Below are 24,597 nucleotides of genomic sequence, written 5' to 3'. Positions count from 1 at the left end.
CGATTCAATTAAAGAGTGTTGAACAGGAAAGGGGCAGAGTCCATGTCTAAGAGCTTTGAAGTGGTACTCAAAAAAGTAGTCGATCATTCTTACACTATTGAGATTGGCGAGGGTCTGTTCGGTTCCCTGATCCGCGATCTGCAGCAGGGACTTCTGCCGGATGTAAGCAAGTTCGCCATTATTACCGATTCTACGGTCGAGCCGCTGTATGGCCGTCCCTTACTGGAGCTGCTGCGGCGAAGCGGCTTCCAGGCGGATTTGTTTTCTTTTCCGGCCGGAGAGAGCTCCAAAACCCGTGAAACCAAGGCACTGCTGGAAGACCAGCTGTTAAGCCAGGCCTACGGGCGGGATTGCTGCATTATTGCCGTGGGCGGCGGAGCCGTAACGGATCTGGCTGGATTTCTGGCCGGCACCTTTGGCCGCGGGGTTCCTGCCCTGAATTATGCAACCACTCTGCTGGCAGCGGCAGATGCATCCGTTGGCGGCAAAACAGGCGTGAATACACCTGTCGCCACGAACCTGATCGGCGTGTTCCACCAGCCCCGCAAAGTGTACATAGACCTGGCAGCATGGCGCACACTTCCGGCCCGTGAGTTCCGCAGCGGTCTGGCGGAGACGATCAAGCATGCCTGCCTGGCGGATGAGACATTCTTCCGTTACCTGGAGGAGAATATCGGCAGGATCATCTCAGAACAGGGCGGGCTTATCCTGGACTCGGACGTGTGCGGGCATATCGCGCTGACGAATTGCCGGATCAAATACGAAGTGGTGGAACAGGATGAGCATGAGAGCAACCTGCGGCAGATTCTGAATCTGGGGCATACGGCAGGCCGGGCGCTTGAGGCGCTCAGCGGCTACCAGCTGCTGCATGGTGAGGCCGTTGCAGTCGGGCTTGTCATTCAGGCCAAGCTGGGTGTGAAGTATGGATATATGACCGCTGAACAGGCTGATCGTGTAGTCTCATTACTGAAGAAGGCAGGCTTGCCGACGGAAATCCCGGATTATATTTCTAACAGGGCACTGATGGACAAGATGTACACGGACAAAAAAGTGCGCGGCGGCCGCATACGCTTCGTCTTCCAGGACGGCATCGGGGAGATGAAACGTTTCGCGGACGGCTCCTATTCGGTTCCGGTTGAAGAGACGGATATCATGGTGATGCTGGAGGAAATGCGCGGCAACTGATGCATATTAAAGAGTGCTGTGCTTTATTTTAACCGATCGGGAAGCTGCCCCCTCCATTCTGGGTAAATGTAGATAAAGGGAACTTAGGAGGCATCGATATGGGCAACCCGCTGAAGGAATTCAAGAACAGCATTAACGGGCTGAAACAGTCGCTGGACGGTGTGAAGCAATCGGTGGACGGGCTGAAAGCACCAGTGGATGAGTTCAAAACGAATGTGCAGGAGACGCTGGATGAAGCGAAGTCGAGATCGGAAGGTGTGAAGTCAGAGCTTGGGCGGATGAAGCAGGCTGTGAAGGAAACGCAGGCGGTGCTCACTGAGGTGAAGGATACCCTGACGGCATCGGCGGATGTGCTGTATACCCGCAAACGATATTTACGCTTATTTGGCCGCAAAAGAAAACTGCAAACCGCCAAGGCCGGGCGTGCTTAAGCCAGTCAGCAGTTAGACTTGGGAATTAGGGTCCCAAAAAGAAGACGCAAGAGACAAACGGCAGAATCACCGTTCATCTCTTGCGTCTTCTGGCATGACGGGAACATCCGCCGGATCAGGGCATCTGAATGCTTAAGCTCTCAATCGAATCTACAATAAAGACAGGTACATACTGCTCGCCGGCATCCGTCTGCGCATGGTCATAGCCGTTATCGAACTGGCCGCTGACGACAGCTAATCCGGTAACCCCGCCGGTTTCGCCTTGAAGGATCAGATAACGCCCGTTCGAGCTGGCGACTGTTCTTCCAGCAGAGTCGATATAAAGATCGCAGGACAGCACTACCTTCTCATAAGGATGAAGTTCCAGCTGTGTAGCGTCTATAGGGGTATACGTAACCTCCCGGTATATTTCCGAGAACTCATACGCGCCGTTCACCTGGCGGAAAATGGCCGTCTGCCCGTCTTGACCGTCGGCGAGGTCTGTATCCGATACGCGGATGGAGCCGTCTTCTGCCATCAGCTCATAGCCGCCGCCGGCAAAGCTGAACAGCTGCGAGATCCCCTCGGGCCTAATGGTGTAGGCTGTAAACGTACGGCGCCCGTCCTCACGGCTGCCTATAGCTGTAACTACAGGTACTTCTGAATAGACAGACAGTGACTCGTCAAAAGTAAGCTCTATCAGCGCGGCCGCATCCGGAACGGTGCCGCCGGTGCGGGTGGAGAGTGTTCCGTCATCGCTCATATCGGCGTAGACCAGCCTGCCGCTGGCGTCCACTCCGGCCACAGCCACCTTAGCGCCGTAGCGTCCGGTGACGGAGGCCGTAAGGGTATAGCTGCCCTGCACATCTCCGCCGGGCAGCAGCCGCACCGGTTCAGCGGTATTCCAGGCGAGTGTCGCAGCGGCAACCGCCTCGGAGGTGTCCTGCAGCGGATTCAGATCCCCGTAGAGCCGGATGGCTTCGGCATATTGTCCGCCGCGGACCTGGCGTGCTGCCTCGCGGAGCAGCTTGGTGCTGTTGCTGTCGATTAGCTTCAACATTTTGGAGGATTTCAGGCCAGCTGACTCAGCGTACTTGCGGTAGGCAACAGCGTGTCCGGCGAAGGCGGCGGTACGATCGCCGTCCAGGTCCTTGCTCAGAATAAGTATGGTACTTTCCTGAACCTGATCCTCAATCCAGTCTGCTGTATAACTATGGCTTTGATAAGCCTCTTCCATTGATAAGGCGCTGTCCAGCATAGGCTGGAAGCTTCCGGCTGCCGCCAGAGCTTTCAGCCTGGCGGTGTCATGAGCCTCGAATTTCGCAGCCAGTAATTCTTCCTTGGCCCCGGCCCCGCCGTAATAGGCATCGGGGATTTGCAGCAGGCTCCATTTGGCGCTCTCTGCGCTTCCGGTACCGGTCGTGTTATTCGCTGCGTTCTTCTGGCTCTCCGTGAGCCCGGCAAGAAACTGTTCCTTGAACTGCCGGAACCCTGCCGTCATCTTCTCCGAAATGCCTGAATCAGCGGACAGCTGGCGATAATAGACTTCATAAGTTCCTCCCGTAGCCATATACTTGCTCTTCAGGCTGAGCAGGGAGGCATAACTCTCCATATATCCGGTGAAATCCTTGACCGTCAACTGGTCTTCCAGGGTTAATACCAGTCCCCTTAGGCTGCTGCGTATAGCCGTTATGGGAGCGAGCTCTTTAAGCCGTGTGTTAATCTGCTCTTCCTTGTATAAGATTGCCGTGTTTGCCGCTGCCAGCCGGTACTGGTTCTCGGCAGCGATAAGCTCTCCTGCAGCATACAGCCGCTCAGCCTCACGCACGGTCTGAATCTTGTCCTTTATCCCCAGAGCCTTCTGTCCCAGCAGAACCAGCATGAAGATACACAGAATGATCATAATATTCCGCAGGGTTAATGCTTGTTTGATCGTCATATAGTATAGCCCCTTTATTCGGATATAAGGATTGCGCGTGCTGCCAGCTATCATCCTTATACTTCAGGGTCCCACCGGTACTTGAGCTCGCGGATTTCCGCCACCTTGGCATCCAGGCCGTTCCACGGCTCATAGGGGTTCGCAGCAATTAGCCGGGATAAGCGCAGGAAGCGGTCTTTGGGCAGCTCCTGTACATATCTTCCGATCAGTCCGGAATAGAGCAGCGCATAACGCTTCAGGCGAACGGCGGCCCCGGCAACGACAGTCAGAATAGCCAGCCCTTTGTCCATTTCGAGAATCTGCACTTCGTAGTTCTTAACATAGCGAAGGGTGCGGTCTTTAATCAAATCGGGCCGGACCTTGGCGATTTCACCGATATATTCAGCGAGCAGCGGCTCGAAGTCCTTCAGCAGCAGCTGTTCCAGCTCCAGAACCATGTCCTTGCGCAGTTGGAAGCCGTGCAGCAGGGCGACGCGCTGGCGGGAGATCCGGTCTCCGCGCAGCAGAATGGAGATCTCGCGGAGCTTCTCATAAGCGAGGACATCATTCTCGCGGAGGACGGATACAGCCTCCTGGCGGTTAAGCTCCAGATCTTCCTTAATTCTGAGGATGTTACGGCCCAGCAGCTCATTAAGGGCATACAAATTTTCGTTCTGCCGTACTTTCCGCTGCGTATAGTAGACCAGTCCGGCTATCACGATGCCGCCGGCACCGCTTAGCGCCATCTGCTGCAGGCTTTGGCCGAAATAGACAGAGGCCAGGGTGAGCAGAAGAATAAGCAGCAGCCGGGTATGCATCTTGCGCCCGGCAATGGATACCGCCTGCTTCTCCACGGGAGTCAGTGAGGCACGGCCGCAGCGGGTGCAGCGTTCCTCGCCCAGGGCGGTGTAACGCCCGCAGCGGCGGCAGATGCGGAGCTTCTCATAAGAATAGCGGGGAGCCTTGAACGGCCGGAAGGTAACAGGTTTCTTCTTACTCACGGGTAGGAGCGCCTCCGTTCAGTGCAGCAAGGAGCCGCTCGTCAATGTCCTCACGGGTAAGCGGCTTCCGCTGGCGTGAAGCGTATAAGGAGATCTGAATAACGGCATAGAGGAACGTTATTCCGAGTATGACGTATGTAATCATGGAACTCTTCCTTTCTCTCTGGTTACGGTCTTTTAATCAAATATTCAGGAACACGGCGTATACTTAGAATAATCCATCCGCTTCAAGATGGCGATTCTACCAGACGGGAGTGCCGGTCCAGCGGTCACTATGTTGATGTTTACAAGGTTTAATTATATCATAATGGCATACTATTTACAGAATTTAGCTATGCTGCCGGATTTGCCAGATCCGCCGAATTTAACACAAGAGGAGCCCTATTTATGCTTCGTACACACCGTAACCCCAGAACGATCAAGAATAGACTGCAGCGCATTTTGCCTGCATTGCTGCTGATCCTATGCATCGCTGTCCTGCCTTTCGGAGGCGCAGCGGCCAGTGCTGCTTCTGCCGCGCCGTCCCATATTGATGCTGTACTGCTGATTGATGTCAGCAACTCGATGAACAAGAGTGACAAGAACAAGATCGCGAATGAAGCGATGAAGATGTTTATAGATATGCTGTCCACGCAAGGAGACAAGGTAGGGATCGTTGCCTACACTGACAAGGTGCAGCGCGAGAAGGCACTGCTTGGCATCACCTCTGCCGGGGACAAACAGGACTTGAAGGATTTCATCGACGGACTGAACCGCGGACCTTACACGGATATAGCGGTCGGAATGGAAGAAGCTGTGAAGGTGCTGGAGAACGGCAGCGATCCTGGCCATGAGCCGATGATCGTAATGCTGGCCGACGGCAACAATGACTTAGATGAAGCCAGCGGAGCTACACAGGCCCGGTCGGATCAGGAACTGAAGGCCGCTGTAGAAACTGCGAAGCAGAAGGGGTACCCGGTGTATACGATCGGGCTGAATGCTGATGGCAAGCTGAACAAGGAGATTCTGTCTAATCTGTCCGATCAGACAGGCGGCAAGGCGTTCACAACGGATTCCGCGGATGATCTGCCGCAGATTCTCAGCGAGATTTTTGCCAGCCACTTGAAGCTGAAGGTCGTGCCGGTGCCGTCCATTACGGCAAACGGCGACTATCAGGAGGTGACGGTCAATGTGCCGAACGGCAGTGTACTGGAAGCGAATATTTCAATTATGTCCTCGCAGCCTGTAACCGCTAAGCTGAGTGATCCTTCCGGGAAGGAAGTTGCGATTCCCTCGGATGCTGTGCTGCTGTCCAAGTCTTCTACCTACACGCTGATCAAGCTGCTCTCACCGGAGCAGGGAGACTGGAAGCTCCAGGTCAAGGGTGTGGCGAAGGACAAGATTGATATCAATCTGGTATTCAACTATGATCTGGAGCTTAAGATCGATGCGCTGCCTTCCCAGTCCTACCGCAAAGGTGACACCGTCGATATCTCCTCGCATCTGTTCAGCAACGGTGCTGAGGTTACAGAGAGCAGCTTGTACCAGGAGATGAAGGCAGTGCTGCTGGCCACAGATGTGGATACCGGCACGGTGCAGGAGATTCCGATGGACAATTCTGGCGCTGAGTTCAAGGGTGCTTTTGAAATAAAAGACAATCATGCCTATGAACTTAAGGTCCGGGCCGAAGAGAGCAGCTTCTACCGCGAGAGCGATGTGCTGACAATCAACGCCAAGACGGGCACGGTGGCTACAAGCCCTCCGTCTCCGGGGGCAGGCACTGGTGAAGAACCGGTAACAGATCAGAAGTCCTCGAACACTCTTTACTATATTATAGGCGGGATTGTACTCCTGCTGGCTGCGGCCGCCGCATTCTGGCTGCTGCGCGGCAGATCAAACCGCGGGTTTGTCGGACAGCTGGTCGTGGAAGTGCTGGACGGGAATACCGGAGAGAAAACCTATCCGCAGTATAAGAAGCTTGCAGGCTTCCGGGGTAAATTCACATTGCATCAGCTGCTGCAGCTGGCGCCTGAACTGAAGGAGAGCGAGAAGCTGGTCTTCACTCCGGGGAACAATGACCGGCTGATGCTGCGCGGAGGAGAAGGAATCTCCGTGGAGCGGTCAGGGCGTGCCGCCGACACCTCGCGGGGCCTGGAAATGAAGAGCGGTGACCGCGTATCGGTCTCCCTGCAGACGGTAGACAAGACAATTTTACTCGAATACCTAATATAGCATCAGACTAAGTGTAAGCTTCCGAAGTGAATTTTGAACGAAGCACGTACAGGAAGAAGCGCTACGCATAACTTTTAGGAGGATAACCTATGAAACCGGTAGTAAGAGAACATATTCAGCAGCTCGATGTATCGCTTGGCGGAGGGATCGTCAGCGACAAAATAAGAGTGGACACCATAGACAACCCGATTCTGATTATCGGACTTGGCGGCACGGGCATCGATGCCCTGCTGCGCTTGAAATACCAGATTAACCGCCGCTTCAAGCTGCCTGAGGATCCATTGTCAAAGAAGAAACGGGATAAGCCCGACAATGTAGAATTCCTGGCGTTCGAGACCAATGAACAGGACCGCGGCAAAAAATACAAAGGCATCGGCCTCGACCCGCAGAATGAATTCGTGCTGCTGGCCAATGCCGAGATCGGCGGGCTGCTGCAGAACCGCAGCATTCTCGATTCGTACATTACAGACTGGCTGTCGCCGGAGCTGAGCATCACAGACGGGATGAACGGAGCCGCCGGGGTGCGTCAGGCCGGACGCCTGCTGCTGTTCACCAAGATTAATCAGGTCGTGGCTGCAATTGATAAGAAGATCAAGACGCTGTCGGTTGGCACCAGCAAGAAGCTGATGGTTTTCCTGCTTACCGGCTTGTCCGGCGGAACAGGCAGCGGTGCCTTTCTGGATATTGCCTACATTGTCCGGGGGATTATTGAACGTGACTATGGCGCTGCCGGTATCGACCGCGTGAATACGCTGGGTTACCTGTTCACCCCGGATGTGAATCTGGCGAACAAGAGCCTCAGCGAGCACACCCGCGAGTATATCCGCAAGAACGGTTATGCTGCGCTCAAAGAGCTGGATTACTGGATGAATGTGGACAGCCGGGGAGAACGGTTCCGCCAGCAGTACGGCAATATTCTGAGCGTCAATTCGCCGCTGCCGCCGTTCAATCTGTGTCATCTGATCTCGGCGACGAATACGGAAGGCAAGCTGCTGGAGAATGCCTATGATTACTGCATGAATGTAACGGCTGAGAATATTACCAACTTCATGGCCAGCGAGGAAAAAGCCTCCGGCGAGGAATTCGCCATCCATGACTATATCAGCAACATCCGCACCAACATTGCGCAGATGAACAAGACGTATCCTGCGAATTATGAATACAACATTATCGGCGCTTCCTCGGCGGTGCTGCCGATTGAGGAAATGACCACATATCTGGCCTTCCGCCTCTTCGACAAGATGGACAAGATGTTCCATCACGCCCCGGGGCAGGAAGATGTGGAGAAGATGGCACGCAAGCTCGGCATTGATCTCGATACGATGATCAAGACCTTCGAGTCCCGTGTGCCGGAGCCGCTGCCCGGCTATCAGAACAGCGAGCGCCTCAGCCATGCCAATGTGGTGAAGAACCAGGTGGTCAGCATAGATACGGAGCTGGAACAGAACTTCCTCGCCCGTGCGCGGGAAGAATACATCAAAGCGAAGAAGCAGCTGCCGGGCGAAATTACCGGACGTTTCGGCGAGGAGCTGGAGCGGATCTTCCTGCATCCGGAGCAGGGGCCGTTCTATGTATCCCGGCTGCTCTACACGGAGAAGGGCTTCTGTATCCTGAAGCTGATCCAGTCGTATATTGAAGCGCTGCGGGAGAGCCTGCTCCGTCTGCCGCGTGATATCGAGACGGCGCAGGACAGCGCAGAGGAGAAGCTGGGCGATGCGCGCAGCGCTTTTGTCTCCAAGGAGAAGAAGAAGAACGCCTATATCGAAGCCAAGATCAATGAATACTGGCTGCATGCCGATGTGGAGCGCACCGAGCAGATGATCCAGTTCTACGAGGATCTGTACGAGCTTCTGAATGAAGAGAACAGCCGGATCTACGGCGTATTCACGGAGATTCTGACAGCGCTCAGCTCAATCTTCGAGAAGAATGGCGACATTCTGATCAATGGCGAAGAGCAGGCTGATCATAAGGGCAACAAAACCTACTATTGGAATATCGTCAATGTGCCGGATATTTCGGCAACCATCTCCAAGGTGATGGACCAGAAGGACGGCGACGATCTGATCCGTGATTTCACACGCGAAATGCTGAAGCATTCCGGACGCTGGGTCAAAGAACAGGAGATTGATATCGTCCGTTCGATCTCTGAATTCCTCAGCGACAAGTTCGGTGATCTCATTACCCGTTCAATGGAAGATTTCCTGGTGATGAAATACGGGCGCGAGGAGCCGCTGGATAAGTTCGTTGAGCGGATTATCGCCGGACGTCTGGATGAAGATGCGGTGCCGATTTTCCACCTCAGCAACAGTTCCGGCAGTCTGCACTTCCCGTCTTGGGGCTTCGTATCCGTGCCGGTGAAGGCGCCGGGTATTCTGAAGGGAATCCGCAATTATCAGAACAATGCGCTCGGCAAATCGCAGTTCACGATCAAGGAGAGCCAGGTTAAGAACCGGATTTTCTGGTTGAATACACGTAACGGGGTGCCGCTGTTTGTGTATACGCCGCTGCGGGTGTTCGAGGAGAACTATGAACGGACCATCCTGGACAAGGAAGGCATCGGCCGCCATCTGGTGATGACTGACAAGGATAACTGGACCTACCTGCCTTCCCCGATTCCGGAGAAGTCATGGGGCGATACCTATGTGAATGCGCGGGTCCGTGATTATAATGCCAGAGTGCGTGCCGACTTCTTGCGTGCCCTGGAGGCTGGTGTAATTATCGAGAAAGGCATCGACGAGAATACGAGCAGCCGCTTCTCGGTCATCTTCACGAAGCCGTTTGATCTGGATAAAATGCTAAGCGGTTATGATCTGCAGCTTGGCTCGTCGCGTCCGAATCTGGGCGAAGTAAGAAAAGCCGCTGAAGAGCTCAAAGCGCTGCGCGCGGGCGGCCTGGAACGTGAAGGAATTAAGGACATCTTCGGCAGCATCAACCGTGAGCTGGCCCAGGAGAACCTGATCCGTTCCCCGCAGCTGATTGCCCGTGTCCGTGAAGAGCTGGCGAAATACGACGCATTGTCGGCCAAGGCAGCGGAACTCGAAGTGCTGGTCCACCAGCATCTGGATGAAGACAAGTGGATCGACCAGTTCATTGAGGCGCTGTACACCGATACCATCACCAAAAAAGGTGCGCTCTATGTCTATGACCGTGACGAAGACGAAGATGCCTGGGAGCCGTTCGCGAACCTGATGAAGGAGCGCAGCTATGTGGAGTATGCTGTCTACCGCCATTTCCGTGCGCTCGATGAGAAAAGCCGCAGTGTCCTGCTGCGCAAGGCGGCACGCCGGGCCGGAGAGATGACGGCGGCGGAGGACGTGACTCCGCTGCTGTATAAGCTGGAAGGGATGTATGTATCGTTCCTGGAGGCGCGCGACAGCCTGGAATATGAGCGGGTAGAGCATGCGAACGGCGATGAAATGTACGGCTTCTACAAGAGCCTGACCGGCAAGCTCGGCAGCATCCGCAGAAAGCTGAAGTAAGCCTATGATCAGAGATCAGGCCTTACAATATGCAGAGCAGTACGCTGCGCAGGAGGAAGCACAGCATAACAAGGGGGATGGGCGCAGCAGCATCCATTACCCTGCTCTGTTTCTGTTCCTCGGCGACAAGGTGACCCCGGCCATCGGTCCGGTGCTGGAACGCTGCGAGCGCAAATGGGACAATGCAGGCGGTGTCATGGCGCTGCACGCGGGTTCTCCCAGCGGCAGCGGCAGTACGCAGGAGAAGGATGGAATCAAGGGATGGATCGGCAGCGGTAACAGCAGCGTTCATGAACGCGTGTTGCACATGGCCCTGCCGAACACGGCGGGCCGTGATCCCCGGACGGTGCGGAGAGAGCTGTACCGTGAATTTCATGAGGACAGCCAGTACCTGGCCGGGATGAACCGGACGCTGCGCCAGTTAAGCAACAGCATAGCGGACTACGGACGGCTGTATTCTTCGTTCGATGTCATCCATCTGTCCATCGTTACGCGGGTCGATGATCCGCTTAATGTGCTGCTGCCGGAGGTTGCCCTGCTGGCCCGCGCCATCCTCAGCCAGTCATTCAAGTCGGTGCAGACCGATCTGTATGCGCTGATCAACGAGCGGGAGCAAGGGGATAACTTTGGCTATTCCAGCTCGGTAGGGCTGGCTTTTCTGCGTGAGCTGGACGGGATGCAGGCGGCGGACTATGCCTTAAGCGCTCCGCTTCTGGTTACGGAGGAAGGGCTGTCCATCCCCGTGGCCCATGGTCCCTCCGCGCTGTTCGATCTGGTCTATCTGCTCTCCGACAAGAACGAGCGCGGACTGATGTCCGTTCACGGGATGGACGATAATTATGAGATTATTGCCCATATCAGCCTGCTGAAGAACCGTGTCCGGCCTGCGGCTGATCATGCTTCCGGGCATGGCGGCTACAATAATATGACCTTCAAAAGCGGCATCCGGGGCAGCACGGGCAGACAAGGCTATGCTTCGGCCGGTTTCTCGGCGGTACGCAGGCCGAACCGGCAGATTGCGCTGGCGGTACTCTACCATGCCCTGCATTATCTGGCTGCCAGAATGCGTGCAGGCACTACCCGGAGCCTTAAGGAGCGGCAGGCGCTGCTGGGCCTTGGAGCGGATTCCCTGCGTGCCCGCGCGGCGGAACTGCTGCCGGATGACACCGGCCTCGCGGAGATGACCGGGCTGATGAGCCATGGACGCCCGTCCTACTCGGAGCTCAGAGCGCTGTCGCTGCGCGAAGCCGAGGAGCTGCTCTTCGGCGAAGGCGGGCAGGCCTATTTCCGCAGCAACTTTGTGGAGGTGTCCGCAAGAAGGACTGCGGCGATCGACCCTGCGCGCGAATGGGCCGGCGTTCTGGCCGCCGAGGAGCAGGCAACTCCGCCGGTGACCTTCTACCAGCTCGCAGAATGGACAGCTGAGCTGGCAGAAGGCGGAGGGAGTGTGCTCCATGCCCTTCGCCAGCATATGGGCGGACTGCGTTCGGCACTGCTCTCTGCGCAGGAGGAGCTGGAACGGCTCTATGCGGAGAGTGTAGAACGTCAGCCGTTCCAGCGGGTGCCGCTGCTGGATAAACGGACTGTGCGTAATTTCATTCATTATTTATTCGATACCGTATATGGTAAGAAATATGAGATTCTGCGGCTCGAAAGCGAGCTTGCCCTCTGCCTGCGCTATGATGCGGCGCTTGAGCAGCTGCATGCGGACAGCAGAGCCAAGGTCCTGGCGATGGAAGCGCTGGAGGAGGAGCTGCAGAGCCTGGCCCTTGCCAGCATTGGCCGCAGCAAGGACACCGTGGACCAGAACATCATGGAATATTACCGCAGCGTGACGGAAGAGGTCATGAAGGATATCGAGACGCGGCGCGGCGGAGATATCTTCTTCAGTGAGCGGTTTATGGGCAGCCTCTCGGAGCTGCTGCGCCGTGGCCGCGATGCCGTGGCTGAGCGGCTGATCGAAATCTGCCGCCGGGAGCTGCTGACGGCAGGGCCCTTCACGCTTCCGTTCGAGGAAGAGCTGCTGCGGCGTGCCAATGTCGCGGCGGCCTATGAGAACCGGGACATTGTCTCCAAGGAGGAGCTGTTCAAGCAGCTCTACCGCAGCCTCGAAGAGGAGGCGGCAATGAATGTCCGCCTGTTTGAATATACGCAGGAGCACCGGCATGAGGAGAAATATTTCTTCGGCGACAGTGCCTCCGAATTCCTGCGCTACGCCTTCGGTGCTGACGAGACCACCCGCATCTACCGCTTGGGCTTCGTGCATGAGCAGCGCAGGAGCGGAGTGGAGAAGCTGAATCTGATGGGCGGATTCCATCTGGAGGACCTGCTCTATTACCGTAACGGCAAGGTATATTATGAGACTTATGCGGGCAACGGCTATACGCTGCACGGTCTTGCTGAGGAGCAATTGCCGGAGATGAGATGAGATTCGTACAGCGGAAATACGGCGGGACAGGGCAGCAGCAGCTTCGCTGCAGCTAATCTGCTGCAAAAAGTACAATAGATTGGTCCTGATTTGTCGGGAAAAAGGGTTCTAATGTATTTAGTGCAACAGAATCGGGCTAACTCAGAGAATTAGGATAATGTTCTCTCATTCTACTGCACGAACTGCAATAGAATGGAATTTTAGCCTCCTTTTCCGGCAATCTGTTGTACAGAATGCATCAGAATAGAATTAGCAGCCTATTCACTCTGCAGTTGAAACTCCAGCCCCACAGCGCCGGTTTTCAAGCGCATTATTATTAAGGTTTTTCCGGAAAGGATGAATATTAATGCAGCGTAAAATCAACCTCCTCCTGCTCCTCTTCAGTTTGCTGGGCGGCGGTGTGGCTTTTGTACTTGGCGAGCTGCTCCTGGACCGCAGGCCATATGACCTGCCGCCGATTGTACTGGTTGGGATCTATTTTGCCCTTGTCGCGCTCTGTGTCTCGGTGGGCAGCGTGCTTGCCGAGACGATCTCGCCCAAGCTGAATGGCCAGTCCTGGAAGCTCCGTTATCTCGGCACGTCATGGAAAATGCTTCCGCTGGCAGTGGTGCTGCTGTTTGGCATAGGTACGCTGACCGAGTTTGTGTATGAACTGAACTTTGGCGGCATCAAGCCGGTCAAGAATGTGATCATGGTCATCGATGATTCCGGCAGCATGCTGGAAAGCGACCCCAATAACAGCCGCTACGAAGCAGCCAGAGCACTGGTGCAGCAGCTGGATGAAGACAACAAGGTGGCTGTGGTCACCTTCAGCCATGAGGCTTCGGTAGTCCAGCCGCTGATCCCGCTCTCGAAGGCGGAGAACCGCCAGAAGGTGTCGGATGTAATCAGCAGCCTGGTGACTACCGAGGGCGGAACGAATATCAGCGGTGCGCTTACAGAAGCGATGAATGTCATCAATGAAGACGGGGCGGACCGCGGAGCGATGGTCATTCTGTTATCCGACGGCTTCAGCCAGTTTGATACTTCAACGGAGCTGACCGCATTTGTGGACCGCGGCATTGCGGTCAATACCATCGGGCTTGCCCTGGATGATCCGTCCGGCTCCAATCTTCTGCAGGATATCGCCAGCGTGACAGGCGGCCAGTATTATGATGTTACAGATGCGAACCGTTTGGGCGAGGTATTCCAGCAGATCTATGACCGTCTGGGCGACCGGACCCTGCTTACCGAGCGCAGCGATAGGGCAGCAGATAGTCCTTATTATGCTGTAGTGCGGATTCTGGCGTTGATCCTGATTGGTACCGCACTGGGCCTCGGGCTTGGCATTATATTCGATAACCGCCATCTGGCCCGCAGCTTCAGCTTCGGAGGCGCATTATCCGGGCTCGCTGCCGGACTGATTCTCGAATTCGGTCTAAACGGGGATACGGTTACAGACCCGATGATCCGCCTGCTGGCACTGCTGGTGCTCGTTGCTATTCTTACATTGTTTACGTATGTAGTACCTGTAGGGGAAGGACGCCTGTCCCGCAAGGGGAGAGCCGCCGGAGCTGCGGCCACACCTGCGGACGGCTTCCCTCCGCCGCGCCGGAACCGCGGCAGTAAGGGATTCTGAGTCTGATGGTTAGCTAATGAAAGGGGCCTATTGCCATGAGGTACGCCGAGGTTCATTCTGCAGCACCGGCTATTACAGAAGTCGTATCCAGAGTGGAAGACCGCTTCTGCACGCTGCGGTGGCGCTGGCCGGATGGCGTGCAGGCGGTATGTATTCATAAAGCCTCTGCGGAGGCACCGGAGGATGGGGAACACCCGCCTTCCGGCATGAAGCTCTACACACGTGAAGAGTACAAAGCGAATAATGGCTACCGTGACCGGCTGGATGAGATCGGGCTGGTGGCGTATACCATTTATGCCCGGCTGGCCGGGAACGGGGAGACGCTGCTGGTGCGTCAGCGGGACGGTGCCAACAAGACACTGGTCAGCGCAGGCAAAGCGAGAATCTATTATTCCGTCCAGCACAAAAAAGGCCTGTTCAGCAAGCTGAAAACTGTGCATATGACAATTACCGCCGAAGTGCCTGTACCGAAGGAAGTACTCTGCTACGTGAAGAAGCGGGACGGCCATCCGGCCTCCAGGGAGGACGGGGCGCTTTTCCCGTTCGTACAGGATTTCGCCCCCGGACGAAATCAGCTTCCGCCGATTGAGGTCGGCAAAGACGACTTCATCCGTATCTTTTTCACGGACGGCCGCAAGTACGGTTTATATTACGAGCTGGTGCCGGAGTGACCGGCTGGCAGGGTGTAAGGAATATTAGTTGGAGCGCGGAGCTCAGCTGGATACGTCCAGATATGGAATAACTGTATTTCATACAGCTAAAGTGGCAGATTTCTGCCGTACGGGATGTTTAATTGTATTTTGTACATCTATATCCCGGGAAAAGCCTCTAATCATGCTCTCTGCTCCGGTATAGTTGCACGAACTGCAGCTATTTGGACGCAAGCGGGCGGAAACGGTAATATAGCTGTACAAAGTGCAGTTATAGTGGGCTGCAAGATTCGTGTACAGGCGGAATGCTAGTGAATTGCAGAATGTAAGGACGAAGCAGGCTGGACGATTGGGCCAGCCTGCTCACAGTTTGCTCACAGTTATAGAAGCAATTGCGTGCGATACCAGTTTTGTCAGCGACTCATTCGTTGAGCTGCTGCATCAAAACTTGGAGATTATGCTTTCGAAGCCAGTTTTGTCAGCCGCTCATTTACCTGAGCTGCCGGACAAAACGTTGAGGAGGAAGAGAAATGTCTTTTTTTAGCCGCTTCATGAAGAAGAATCAGCCCCCGGCAAGGCCGCTGTATTATGATATCGTCTGCCCGTACTGCTTCTCCCGCTTTGAGCCGGAAGAAGTGGTATTCCGGGCCATGCACAGCCGTGAGGATGACGAGAATTATGCGCTGGGCGAAGATGATCTGCTGAATAAGTACCGTGAGCGCTTCGGCCTGGATACGGTAGACGATATGGAAGCGATTCTGAATCCGGCGGATATCCCTGAGGAATATCATCATTATACGGACCATGTGCTGACCGGAATCACCGACCGCTATGGCGTGCTGACCCGCAGACGGCTCTGTCCGTCCTGCCATAACGAGCTGCCTGTAACTGCCGGCAAGGTGCCAAGCAATATTATCTCGATTATCGGTGCTTCCCAGGTAGGGAAGTCCGTGTATATGACTTCGCTGATCCATACGCTGCAGCATACGACAGCGGGGCATTTTGACGCGGCCTGTATGCCGCTGAATGCCGAGATCAGCCGCAAATTCCGCACCCTGTACGAAGAGCCGCTGTTCGAGCGGGGAGATCTGCTCGCTTCTACCCAGAAGGAGAAGATGCAGGAGCCGTTCATTTTCCAGTTCGTGTTCAAGGATGAATCCAAGCCCCCGCTGACGCTGGTGTTCTTCGATGTTGCCGGTGAAGGGATGGTCGATCAGGACTATCTGGGCCTGCACGGCCAGCATATCAAGAATTCCGCAGGCATTCTGTTCATGGTCGATCCGCTGCAGATCCGCTCCATCCGCGAGAAAATCCGCATCAACTTCGGCGACCGTCCGGGCGAGTGGGTGTCGCAGTATGATGAGCCGCGCGATGTGGTGCTGACGATGTTCGGCGACTTCATCGCTTATCAGGAGAAGAGCAAAACCAATATTCCAACGGCCATTGTACTGGCCAAAAGCGACATGCTGCACTCACTCAAGGATGAGGACGGCGATTACATCAAGTCCAACAGCAACGTGTTCAACAACTATGTGCACCGCAAAACGCTGAATCTGGACGAGTTCCACAACATCGACGGTGAAATCCGCCGCTTTATCGAGAAGGTCGACCGTCCGTTCAAGGACACGATGGATGTGTACTTTGCCAACACCGGTTACTTCGCGGTATCTGCGCTGGGGAGCAATCCGGTCAATCAGAAGGTGGAGGGTGTCGTCAGTCCGATCCGTGTGGACGAGCCGTTTATCTGGCTGCTGCACAAGCTGAACTATATTGAGGGGAGCGACGGGCCGTGAACAGATTTTCAGGGTCCATGATCACCCAGCAGATGTATACCCGCGAGCGCCGCGGCGTTTACCGGGCGACAGAGGGATTCGATACGGTAGCGAAATCGGAGAGTCTCGACAATAATTTTGTCAAAAAAATTCTGCATCCCTTCTGCCTCTACGATGCTCCGGCGGAGCTCGCGGCACGCGGTGAGAAGGATGAGGAGCTGTATCCTGACGCGCTGCACCTGTTCCATACGGAGAGCAATGAGACAGTGATTGGCCTCAGCCGCTATCTGGCGGCGGATTTCACGGGGCAGCGGAGCGCCTTTTTCGCCCATAATTTCGTGGTGCCGCCTATCCGCTCGGAGGAGATTGTTGAGGGGTACGGGGAATGGCTGCATGCCGGCTTTGCGCGGAGTTATGAGGGGGAGCCGGGCGGAACACTGCCTGAGCTGGAGTTCATTCCAGCGGGGGGCCGTGAAGAGTCGGCAGACCCGCTGACCGTGCTTCGCAGCCTCGGGTTCACCGAAGAGCTGTTCAAAGCCCTGCTGCAGGCGGTCATGCTGTCCGTAGCCGGCAAGAAGAAGATCTATGTGGCGCTGAATGTGCCTATCAGTGAGTTGTCGCAGCGTGCGGTGGAGCTGACGGAGGTCCTCTATGCTTCATTGCCGCATGACTTCCGCCGCAGGCTGGGAGTGATCACTTATGCCAAAGAGCCGCAGAGCCGCAAATATATTCACCTGACCTTTGTGGAGAAGGGCTCGCTGCGCCCGGGGGACCGGAGTATTGAGAAGGATTATATTTTTGATCTGGCAGGCGCGCGGATTCTGAATGCCGATTTCGGGGAGTCCCGGCAGACGTATGCAGACCTGGCCTGGAAGACGCTGGGGCAGGCGGGCGGAAGCCTCAGAGATTTCGCCAGATTCGCCGACTCCCTGCTGCTTGGTGAGAGTGTGGACCGCAAGCTGTCGCTGGCACTCTACAATGAGCTGGCTGTCTTTTATGAGATTGAGCAGGGCAATGAAGATTTATATACAGGGAACAAGAACGCTGTGCTCGGCGGCCTGCTGTCCTATCTGAAGCCGGAGGGGGCGCTGGAATCCCGGATGCGGCTGAATGATATGTTCCTGGAGCGGTTCGACCGGGAGTATGATCTGATCCGCAAAAAAGGGATACCGGCGCCGGAGATTCTGGAGTGGTTCAAGGAGTATTTTGCGCTGCCGGGCCATAATTACCGGGTTAAAATTGTGGATTACTTCATCAACGGGATGCTGAACTGCCAGTCGGCGGGACGTGAGGATGCGCTTGCTGCCGCTTACGGTATTATTGAGGGCAACGATGAGCTTAGTGCGGCCTTCTTCAAAAGAGTGCTGGCCCAGCCTATATTCCGCAAAGCGCTGCTGGAGCCTTATATGGAATCCCGGCTGGCAGACGCGCCGAAATCGGCGGATATTCTGCGGTTCGTGGCGCATTGGGGCCGTTTCCTTCCGGAGGCGCTTCAGCAGGCTTTCGTGCGCGATACCGTCAAGGAATATCTGCTGGAGAAGCTGCAGCGGGACAATGATCCGGTGGCGGCGGTGGCATCGGTTCATGAGTCGGTACAGAAGGCGGAGAAAGAACGCCGCAGAGGCGGCGGTGTACATCCTGAAGCGCTGTCACTGCTGCAGGAGCTGGGAACCGTTGCCGACCGCTTCCTGCTGAACCGGATCTCGCTGGACGAGCTGACGATGGAGCAGCTGCTGGAGATTTCCTTCCTGCGCTACCGGGATACGGCGGACTGGCAGCCGCCGCTGGATGCAATCGCTAAGCGTAAAGCGAATGCGCTGCGCGCTGCGTACCGCTGGTTCGGGGAGGAGAAGCCGGACGAGGATATCTTCGCCGGTCTGTCTCCCCGGGAGCTGGATGATGTACAGCTGCTCGGAGGACGCTGGCTGAAGGAGCCGCGGAGCATCGAGCCGTTCGAACGGCTGCCGCTGGCCTTCTACCACAGCAGTGAACGTGAGGGCGGTCCGCTTGATTACGATGCGCTGCTGGAGCTGGTGGCGCGCAAAGCGGGCAATGATAAGGAAACGGTCTACCGTTTCCTGGCCTGGTCGCAGCATAACCGGCTGTTCACCATCTCGAGCAAGAAGCTGTGGCCGAATTACCGGCGGGCGGTGCTGAAGTATTTCCTGAAGAACGACCGTGAGGCGTTCAAGAACCGCGATTTCCGCAAAAGCTATAGCTCGGCCGCAACGCCCGCCATGCAGAATGTCTACAATGAAGCCCGCTCCCAGCTGGCTTCGCCGCTGGCGCGGTGGGTCAGCCGCAGCCGATTTCAGATCCTGATCTCCGGCAGCGTGCTTGGGATCGTACTGATCATTGCCATTATCGCTATCAGCTGGCTGCGGCCGGATGCGGATACCGCTGCGCCGCAGCCGACTGTGAGCCCGATTCGGGGCGATATCAAGAATGCGGATGGGCAAGAGCAAGCCCCTGTCTCTGTACGGCTGGCTAGCGGAGTGGCAGGTGCCGGGACGGGCACAGGGACCGAAAACGGTGGAGCAGAAGGTACCGGGAACGCTGGCGGAGCTGAAGGCGGCGGAACGGAAGGCACCGGGAGTGCTGGCGGGGGTGAAAGCGGCGGGGAAGCAGGCGTCAAGCTGGTGTTCAGCTTTGCCGCTGCGGCGGAGTGCTCCGACTTCAAGCCGGCGGAGATCATTGTGATGTCCGGTAATAACGTTGCGGACACTTACAAGGTTGTAGCAACTGCGAGCAGTTGCCTGGCTGCCGGGACTGACGGCGGCTCTGGTGAGGGAGCCGTGGGGACTGACGGCGGCGGAGATGCGGCCGCTGGGAATAGCGGCGGCTCTGGTGGAGCGGGCGCCGGAAATGACGGCGGCTCTGATGAGGGAGCCGTGGGGACTGACGGCGGCTCTGATGAGGGAGCCGTGGGGACTGACGGCGGCGCGAATGGAGATGCGGCCGCTGGAAATAGCGGCGGCTCTGATGAAGCCGAAGCCTCCCCGGCGGCGGGTTCATCGGGCGCAGGAACACGGCTCTGATGAAGCCGAAGCCTCCCCGGCGGCGGGTTCATCGGGCGCAGGAACACCTGCGCGCTTATATGAAGTGACGGTGGAGCTGGAGCCGGGCGCGAAGCTGGCCGCGGGTGATGTGATCACCGCCGGAATCTATACGCTGAAGCTACAGGCTAGTCCGGGGAGCATTCTGGGAAGTGCCCCGAGCACTACTCCGAGCACTACTCCGGAGACTACACCCGGCACCGCCCCCACTCCTTCCGCCAGCCCGGACACGGATGCGGAATGATTGAGTGAGAGCCTGAATTGGGCGAAGCCGGATGTAAGAGAAGTCCGGCATTTCATCAACGGTGCTGCCGCCAAAGTTGGCAGAGAGGTCATTGTACTTTGTACACTCAAATCCGGATTAATCAGCACTATTATGTGTTCTATTGTATTTGGTACATTAGATTCCGGATTTTAGAGCCTATAAGGGCTATATTCCAAAATCAATTGTATTAAATACAGCAGAATGCATTATGGTCGCCTTTTATTCCCATTCTGTTGTACATAATACAATCAACCCGCTGCCGGCTCTTGCCGGAAGCGGAAGAATCACTATTTAAGTCCTGAACAGCACGATATGCCGGGAGAATGCGGCGAGTGTTGTTCAGGATTTTTTGTGCGGAAGGGGCAGGGCTGCATATAATTGAAACAGCTTGTCTATAGACATACAGGGGAATAGTAGATATGATTGTTTGTGAATATTAAAATTTAATAAGCTTTGGAAAAAGGTGCGGATTTCCGTAGAAACAGGCGCTGTCATTTAGCAGATAGCCATGCCGGTTCTACGATTGTAATCTGCTTAAAAGGGAAGTCCGGTGCAAGTCCGGTGCGGTCCCGCCACTGTAAATGCGGAGCGACTCCTGAGAAGCCACTGTCTGATAATAGGATGGGAAGGCGGGGGAAGCAATGAAGCTTAAGCCAGGAGACCTGCCTTTTTCGTTGTTGTTTCTATTCTTCGGGGGTAAGAATGCGGAACAGGTGCAAATATAAGCAGGGGCTGTGTGTAGGGAAACTTCTTTTCAGCCGCATGTATTGTATCCTTCCCCGGCCGCCCTGTACAGGGCGGTCTTTATGTTGCACCCGCATCAGCGGAGGACGCAGGATTCATCTATACCATTCTATTCACAGAAAGAGGTCAAGCAATGAAGAACAATCTATCATCCAAATTTATCCGGCTGGGTCTGATCGTTGTCATGATGTTCGCGGTTCTGGGAGCATCCGTGGCTCCGGCAGGACAGGCTTTTGCAGAGAGTGATACCGCATCAGCCCAGTTGAGTGCGAATACCGCGAATACGGCCTCGGCTCTACCGGCAGGCACAGCAGTTAGCGTAGCTGAGGCAGTCTATGCCACTTCGGAGTTTGTGCTGAAGGCCGGAGTCCAGTCCGACTGGCAGGCCATCGGCCTCGCGCAGGCGGGCTACAAGGTTCCGGATAGTTATTTAAAGGCGCTTGAGAGTAAAGTAGCCGCAGCAAAGGGTGTTTACGCCAGAGCTACGGATTATGCGCGGATTACGCTTGCGGTTAGGGCGCTTGGCGGGAATCCGGCGGATGTCGCCGGCTACAACCTGATTGAGAAGCTCTACAATAACGATAAAATTACCGGCCAGACGCTGAACAACGCAGCCTATGTACTGCTGGCGCTTGATTCCGGAACGTATACTATGCCTGACAATGCGAAATGGACACCGGCGAAACTGCTGGCTGAGATTCTGTCCAAGCAGAACACAGACGGCGGCTTCACCCTGACTACGGGAGCAAGTGACCCGGACATGACGGCGATGGTGCTTACTGTGCTGGCAGGACATAAGGCTGATCCGGCAGCCAATACCGCGGGACAGCGGGCGGCAGCCTGGCTGGCGACCGCACAGGACAAGAACGGCGGCTATGGTGACAGCAGCGAGAGTGTCGCTCAAGCCATTATTGGTCTGTCCTCCTTTGGCCTTGACCCGGCAGGGGCGGAGTATACCGTAGGCAATGTAAACCTTGTCAGTAAGCTTCTTAGCTATAGTGCAGCAGATGGCGGGTTCGCTCATACAGCGGGGGGAAGCTACAATCAGCTCTCGACAGAGCAGGCGCTGGAAGCATTGGTGGCTTACAAGCTTTTCAGCACAGGCAGCAAGCTCTATGACCTTAGCAATTCACCTGTGAAGAGTCCTCAGGTTAGTGTGTCCGTTGCCATTGAGGGCCCTAACGGAACCCTGGCAGAAGGCACTGTATATGCGGGAAATGTACTTCAAGCACTGGAGAAGGCAGCAGCGGCGAAGAAGGTGGCCCTGGTCAATGAAGCTGGCAATTATGTGACGGGAATCGGCGGCGTGACGGCGGGTGCTTTTGGCGGCTATGACGGATGGATGTATGTTGTAGCACGCGGTGGAGCGTGGATCTATCCAAGTGTAGGCATGGGTGATTTCCTTCTTGCGGAGAATGACCGGGTGCTTGTCTATTATGGCGGGGATAATACACAGGTGGTAGAGTCCGTGACGGTCTCCCCTGCACAGCCGCAGCCTGGACAAGATATCACTGTAAAAGTAACTCAAAAGCAGTGGGTATGGAATGAAGCGACCTTCACTTCCGACCCGGTATCCTCACCGGCCGCAGGGGTTCAGGTATCCATCGGCGGTAAAACTGCTGTTACAGATGCTGCGGGTTCAGCTGTTGTTGCCGGCGGCCTGCCAGCGAATAAATATACGATTACCGTTACCGGATATCTCAAAGACAGCACACCTGCGGTAGTCCGCTATTCGCAGCCGCTGACCGTGGCTTCTGCTGCGGCTGACCGTGCTGCTTTTACTGATGTGAAGTCAATCTCGCCTTGGGCGCTGGAGTCAGTGTATACGGCCTATGACCGCAAGCTGATGGGCGGTGTCAGTGAGAGCAGCCTCGTGTTCGCGCCGAAGAAGAATATTAGCCGGGCTGAATTTGCGGCACTGCTGCTTAGATTGACCGGCAACGAGCCGTCTGCGGCATCGTCAGCCCAGAGTTTCAGTGATGTTAAGGCGGATGCGTGGTATTATGGAGCAGTGAACAAAGCGAAGGAACTGGGAATTGTCAGCGGAGTAACAGGTACAGCCTTCAAACCGGACGGCCCCGTTACCCGCCAGGATATGGCTGTAATGATCGTGAGAGCCTTGAAGCTGGACGAAGCTTCGGCAGCAGCCGGAACCGGCAAATTCACCGATGAAGACCAGATCAGCGCCTACGCATTAACAGCGGTACGTACTGTAACCGGACTTGGAATTATGAGCGGTACCGGCGGCGAATTCGCCCCTGCCACAGCTGTAACCAGAGAAATGGCCGCTGCTGTAGCGGTTAGATTGCCTTAGGAAGGATATGGGTCAAGGAAGAAGAGCCTTGATGAAGAAAAGATCCTAGATAAGCTGAACCTTAAATATGAATATATAACTTAGTCTTAGTCAGCAGTAAAATTTGAATAGTAGGGCTGCTGGGGCAAGAATCTCACGATTTCAACCCGCGTTTGGGGTGGGAATCCGAAGGCTTGTTGAAAATCCTGCACATAATACAACATTTTCACCAGGATATAGCCTATATTCGAAAATTGTTGTACAAAAGGCAGCATTTCTCTTCTAACAAGCGGTGTAGCGGGACAGATTGTTGTATTTCATACAACAATCTGTCCGAATGCCTAAGGATTAAGGGAGTTAAGTTGTATTTTCTGCAAGATTTTGCATGGAGCAGCCTAAAGCGAAAATGCGGGCGGGATATACAGGTGGATAAATGCCGCTTAATTCCCGGTGAATCTCCCGATATGGCGGCGTAGTTGGAAAAACAACACTTAATCTCGCTTGAGTTAGCGAATGACCCGGCTAGGGGCAGAATTAAGTGTCATTAATCCAACTAGGATCGGCATTGAAGTCCGCATAGGATAAATAAGTGTCATAAATCCAATTACTGTTCCGGCGGAGGGATGTTTTGCGGAGTTTCGCTCGGGAAGGCATGCTTTCCCGGATTGAGCAGATGATTTAAAATGCTACTGATGCTACTGATGCTACTGATGCTACTGATGCTACTGATGCTACTGATGCTACTGATGCTACTGATGCTACTGATGCTACTGATGCTACTGATGCGCAGATGATTTAAAATGCTACTGACGCTACTGATGCTACTGATGCTACTGATGCTACTGATGCTACTACTGATGATGCTACTGATGAAGCTACTGTTAGTGGGGCTAGAGCAAATGCTGATGAAGCTAGAGCTAGTTTAGCTAGAGTTAATAAGCCAATGAAGCTAATGAAGCTTATGTTGCTATTACTAGTGGGAACTAATAAAGCTAATGAAGATATTGTTAGTGAAGCTAGAGCTGACGAAGCTAATGAAGCTATTACTAGTGAGGCTAGAGTTAATGAGCCAATGAAGCTACTGCTAGTGAAGCTAGAGCTAATGCTGATGAAGCTGATGATGCAAATAATGCTATTGTTAGTGGGGTTAGAGCTAATGAAGCTGATGAAGCTATTACTAGTGGAGCTAGAGTTAATGAAGCTAGAGCTAATGAAACTGAGAGTGTGGTGCCAGCCAGTATTTAAAGCGGCTGATCTTAGCCGATAGAGAAGCTCCTGCGGGTTGCGGGACTGGATGCTCAGCGGCCAAGGGGCTGGCTGATGGTGTTTTGCTCAGGATTAGTTTGTATAAGTCACACTAAGAAATCATAAGGTGTTTGGACGGAACGGGGAACAGGCTGACTGCCCCCGTTCTTTTTCCTTTTGTGGAGGTGCTCGAGGTAATGTTCAGTCTATTGAAATCAGGAAGGGCGAGACTCTATCCGCTGCTCCTGCTCCTGGTCGTCCTGCTGCTCACTGGCTGCTCCAAGGCGCAGCCGGATGCCGCAGGCGGCGGGCCTGTGCCGCC

General features: G+C 55.0%; 15 protein-coding genes and 1 riboswitch. Of the genes, 12 read left to right on the top strand and 3 right to left on the bottom strand.

Annotated elements, in window-relative coordinates:
• The first annotated feature begins 42 nt into the window (after nucleotides 1-42).
• Together aroB and QW71_RS25600 are read left to right on the top strand one after the other, a co-directional pair.
• Nucleotides 43-1,185: a 3-dehydroquinate synthase gene (gene aroB / locus QW71_RS25605; RefSeq protein ID WP_039305833.1), complete on the top strand. Its 1,143-nt coding sequence runs from the start codon at nucleotides 43-45 to the stop codon at nucleotides 1,183-1,185.
• A gap of 98 nt (nucleotides 1,186-1,283) precedes the next feature.
• The gene (locus QW71_RS25600) at nucleotides 1,284-1,616 is read left to right on the top strand and encodes a hypothetical protein (RefSeq protein WP_039305831.1); all 333 of its coding nucleotides are present in this window, start codon (nucleotides 1,284-1,286) and stop codon (nucleotides 1,614-1,616) included.
• Nucleotides 1,617-1,731: 115 nt separating this feature from the next.
• On the opposite strand, the gene QW71_RS25595 is transcribed toward QW71_RS25600, so the two are convergent.
• From QW71_RS25595 to QW71_RS40625, 3 genes are read right to left on the bottom strand one after another with little or no spacing between them, the layout of a single operon-like run.
• Complete coding sequence (locus QW71_RS25595) at nucleotides 1,732-3,534, bottom strand: hypothetical protein (RefSeq protein WP_039305828.1); 1,803 nt, start codon at nucleotides 3,532-3,534, stop codon at nucleotides 1,732-1,734.
• Between the two features lie 56 nt (nucleotides 3,535-3,590).
• Nucleotides 3,591-4,514: a hypothetical protein gene (locus QW71_RS25590; protein ID WP_039305825.1), complete on the bottom strand. Its 924-nt coding sequence runs from the start codon at nucleotides 4,512-4,514 to the stop codon at nucleotides 3,591-3,593.
• Nucleotides 4,507-4,659, bottom strand: a complete 153-nt coding sequence (locus QW71_RS40625) for a hypothetical protein (protein WP_160311844.1) — start codon at nucleotides 4,657-4,659, stop codon at nucleotides 4,507-4,509. The genes QW71_RS25590 and QW71_RS40625 overlap by 8 nt, the downstream gene beginning before the upstream one ends.
• A gap of 242 nt (nucleotides 4,660-4,901) precedes the next feature.
• Between QW71_RS40625 and QW71_RS25585 the strand changes: the two genes are divergently transcribed.
• The 10 genes from QW71_RS25585 to QW71_RS40620 all read left to right on the top strand — a co-directional run bounded on the left by QW71_RS25585 (nucleotide 4,902) and on the right by QW71_RS40620 (nucleotide 24,297).
• A complete protein-coding gene (locus QW71_RS25585) occupies nucleotides 4,902-6,725 on the top strand; it encodes a VWA domain-containing protein (protein WP_083442722.1) in 1,824 nt (607 codons plus the stop codon).
• A gap of 89 nt (nucleotides 6,726-6,814) precedes the next feature.
• The gene (locus tag QW71_RS25580) at nucleotides 6,815-10,204 is read left to right on the top strand and encodes a tubulin-like doman-containing protein (RefSeq protein WP_039305822.1); all 3,390 of its coding nucleotides are present in this window, start codon (nucleotides 6,815-6,817) and stop codon (nucleotides 10,202-10,204) included.
• A gap of 4 nt (nucleotides 10,205-10,208) precedes the next feature.
• Entirely contained in the window at nucleotides 10,209-12,632 is a 2,424-nt protein-coding gene (locus tag QW71_RS25575) for a transcription initiation factor TFIID (protein ID WP_052770214.1), read from the top strand.
• A 346-nt stretch (nucleotides 12,633-12,978) separates the two neighbouring features.
• The gene (locus QW71_RS25570; protein WP_039305819.1) at nucleotides 12,979-14,250 is read left to right on the top strand and encodes a VWA domain-containing protein; all 1,272 of its coding nucleotides are present in this window, start codon (nucleotides 12,979-12,981) and stop codon (nucleotides 14,248-14,250) included.
• Nucleotides 14,251-14,285: 35 nt separating this feature from the next.
• Nucleotides 14,286-14,921: a hypothetical protein gene (locus tag QW71_RS25565; RefSeq protein ID WP_039305816.1), complete on the top strand. Its 636-nt coding sequence runs from the start codon at nucleotides 14,286-14,288 to the stop codon at nucleotides 14,919-14,921.
• Between the two features lie 509 nt (nucleotides 14,922-15,430).
• Nucleotides 15,431-16,693, top strand: coding sequence for a hypothetical protein (locus tag QW71_RS25555; RefSeq protein WP_039305811.1), 1,263 nt, complete (start codon nucleotides 15,431-15,433; stop codon nucleotides 16,691-16,693).
• Nucleotides 16,690-19,710 carry a hypothetical protein gene (locus QW71_RS41870; RefSeq protein ID WP_052770211.1) on the top strand — a complete coding sequence of 1,007 codons (3,021 nt, stop codon included), beginning with the start codon at nucleotides 16,690-16,692 and terminating at the stop codon, nucleotides 19,708-19,710. The genes QW71_RS25555 and QW71_RS41870 overlap by 4 nt, the downstream gene beginning before the upstream one ends.
• Nucleotides 19,655-19,972, top strand: coding sequence for a hypothetical protein (locus QW71_RS25545; protein ID WP_039305809.1), 318 nt, complete (start codon nucleotides 19,655-19,657; stop codon nucleotides 19,970-19,972). Before QW71_RS41870 ends, QW71_RS25545 begins: the two co-directional genes overlap by 56 nt.
• A gap of 516 nt (nucleotides 19,973-20,488) precedes the next feature.
• Nucleotides 20,489-20,678, top strand: a riboswitch (cobalamin riboswitch).
• 192 nt (nucleotides 20,679-20,870) lie between these two features.
• Nucleotides 20,871-23,051, top strand: a complete 2,181-nt coding sequence (locus QW71_RS38240; protein WP_052770208.1) for an S-layer homology domain-containing protein — start codon at nucleotides 20,871-20,873, stop codon at nucleotides 23,049-23,051.
• A 922-nt stretch (nucleotides 23,052-23,973) separates the two neighbouring features.
• The gene (locus tag QW71_RS40620; RefSeq protein WP_039305805.1) at nucleotides 23,974-24,297 is read left to right on the top strand and encodes a hypothetical protein; all 324 of its coding nucleotides are present in this window, start codon (nucleotides 23,974-23,976) and stop codon (nucleotides 24,295-24,297) included.
• Nucleotides 24,298-24,597: the final 300 nt, after the last annotated feature.

Origin of the sequence: Paenibacillus sp. IHB B 3415, from assembly GCF_000802655.2 — a bacterium.
GTDB lineage: Bacteria > Bacillota > Bacilli > Paenibacillales > Paenibacillaceae > Paenibacillus_AQ > Paenibacillus_AQ phytohabitans.
Note: the sequence above shows the minus strand (reverse complement) of the source record. Positions and strands in the feature narration are given on the sequence as shown.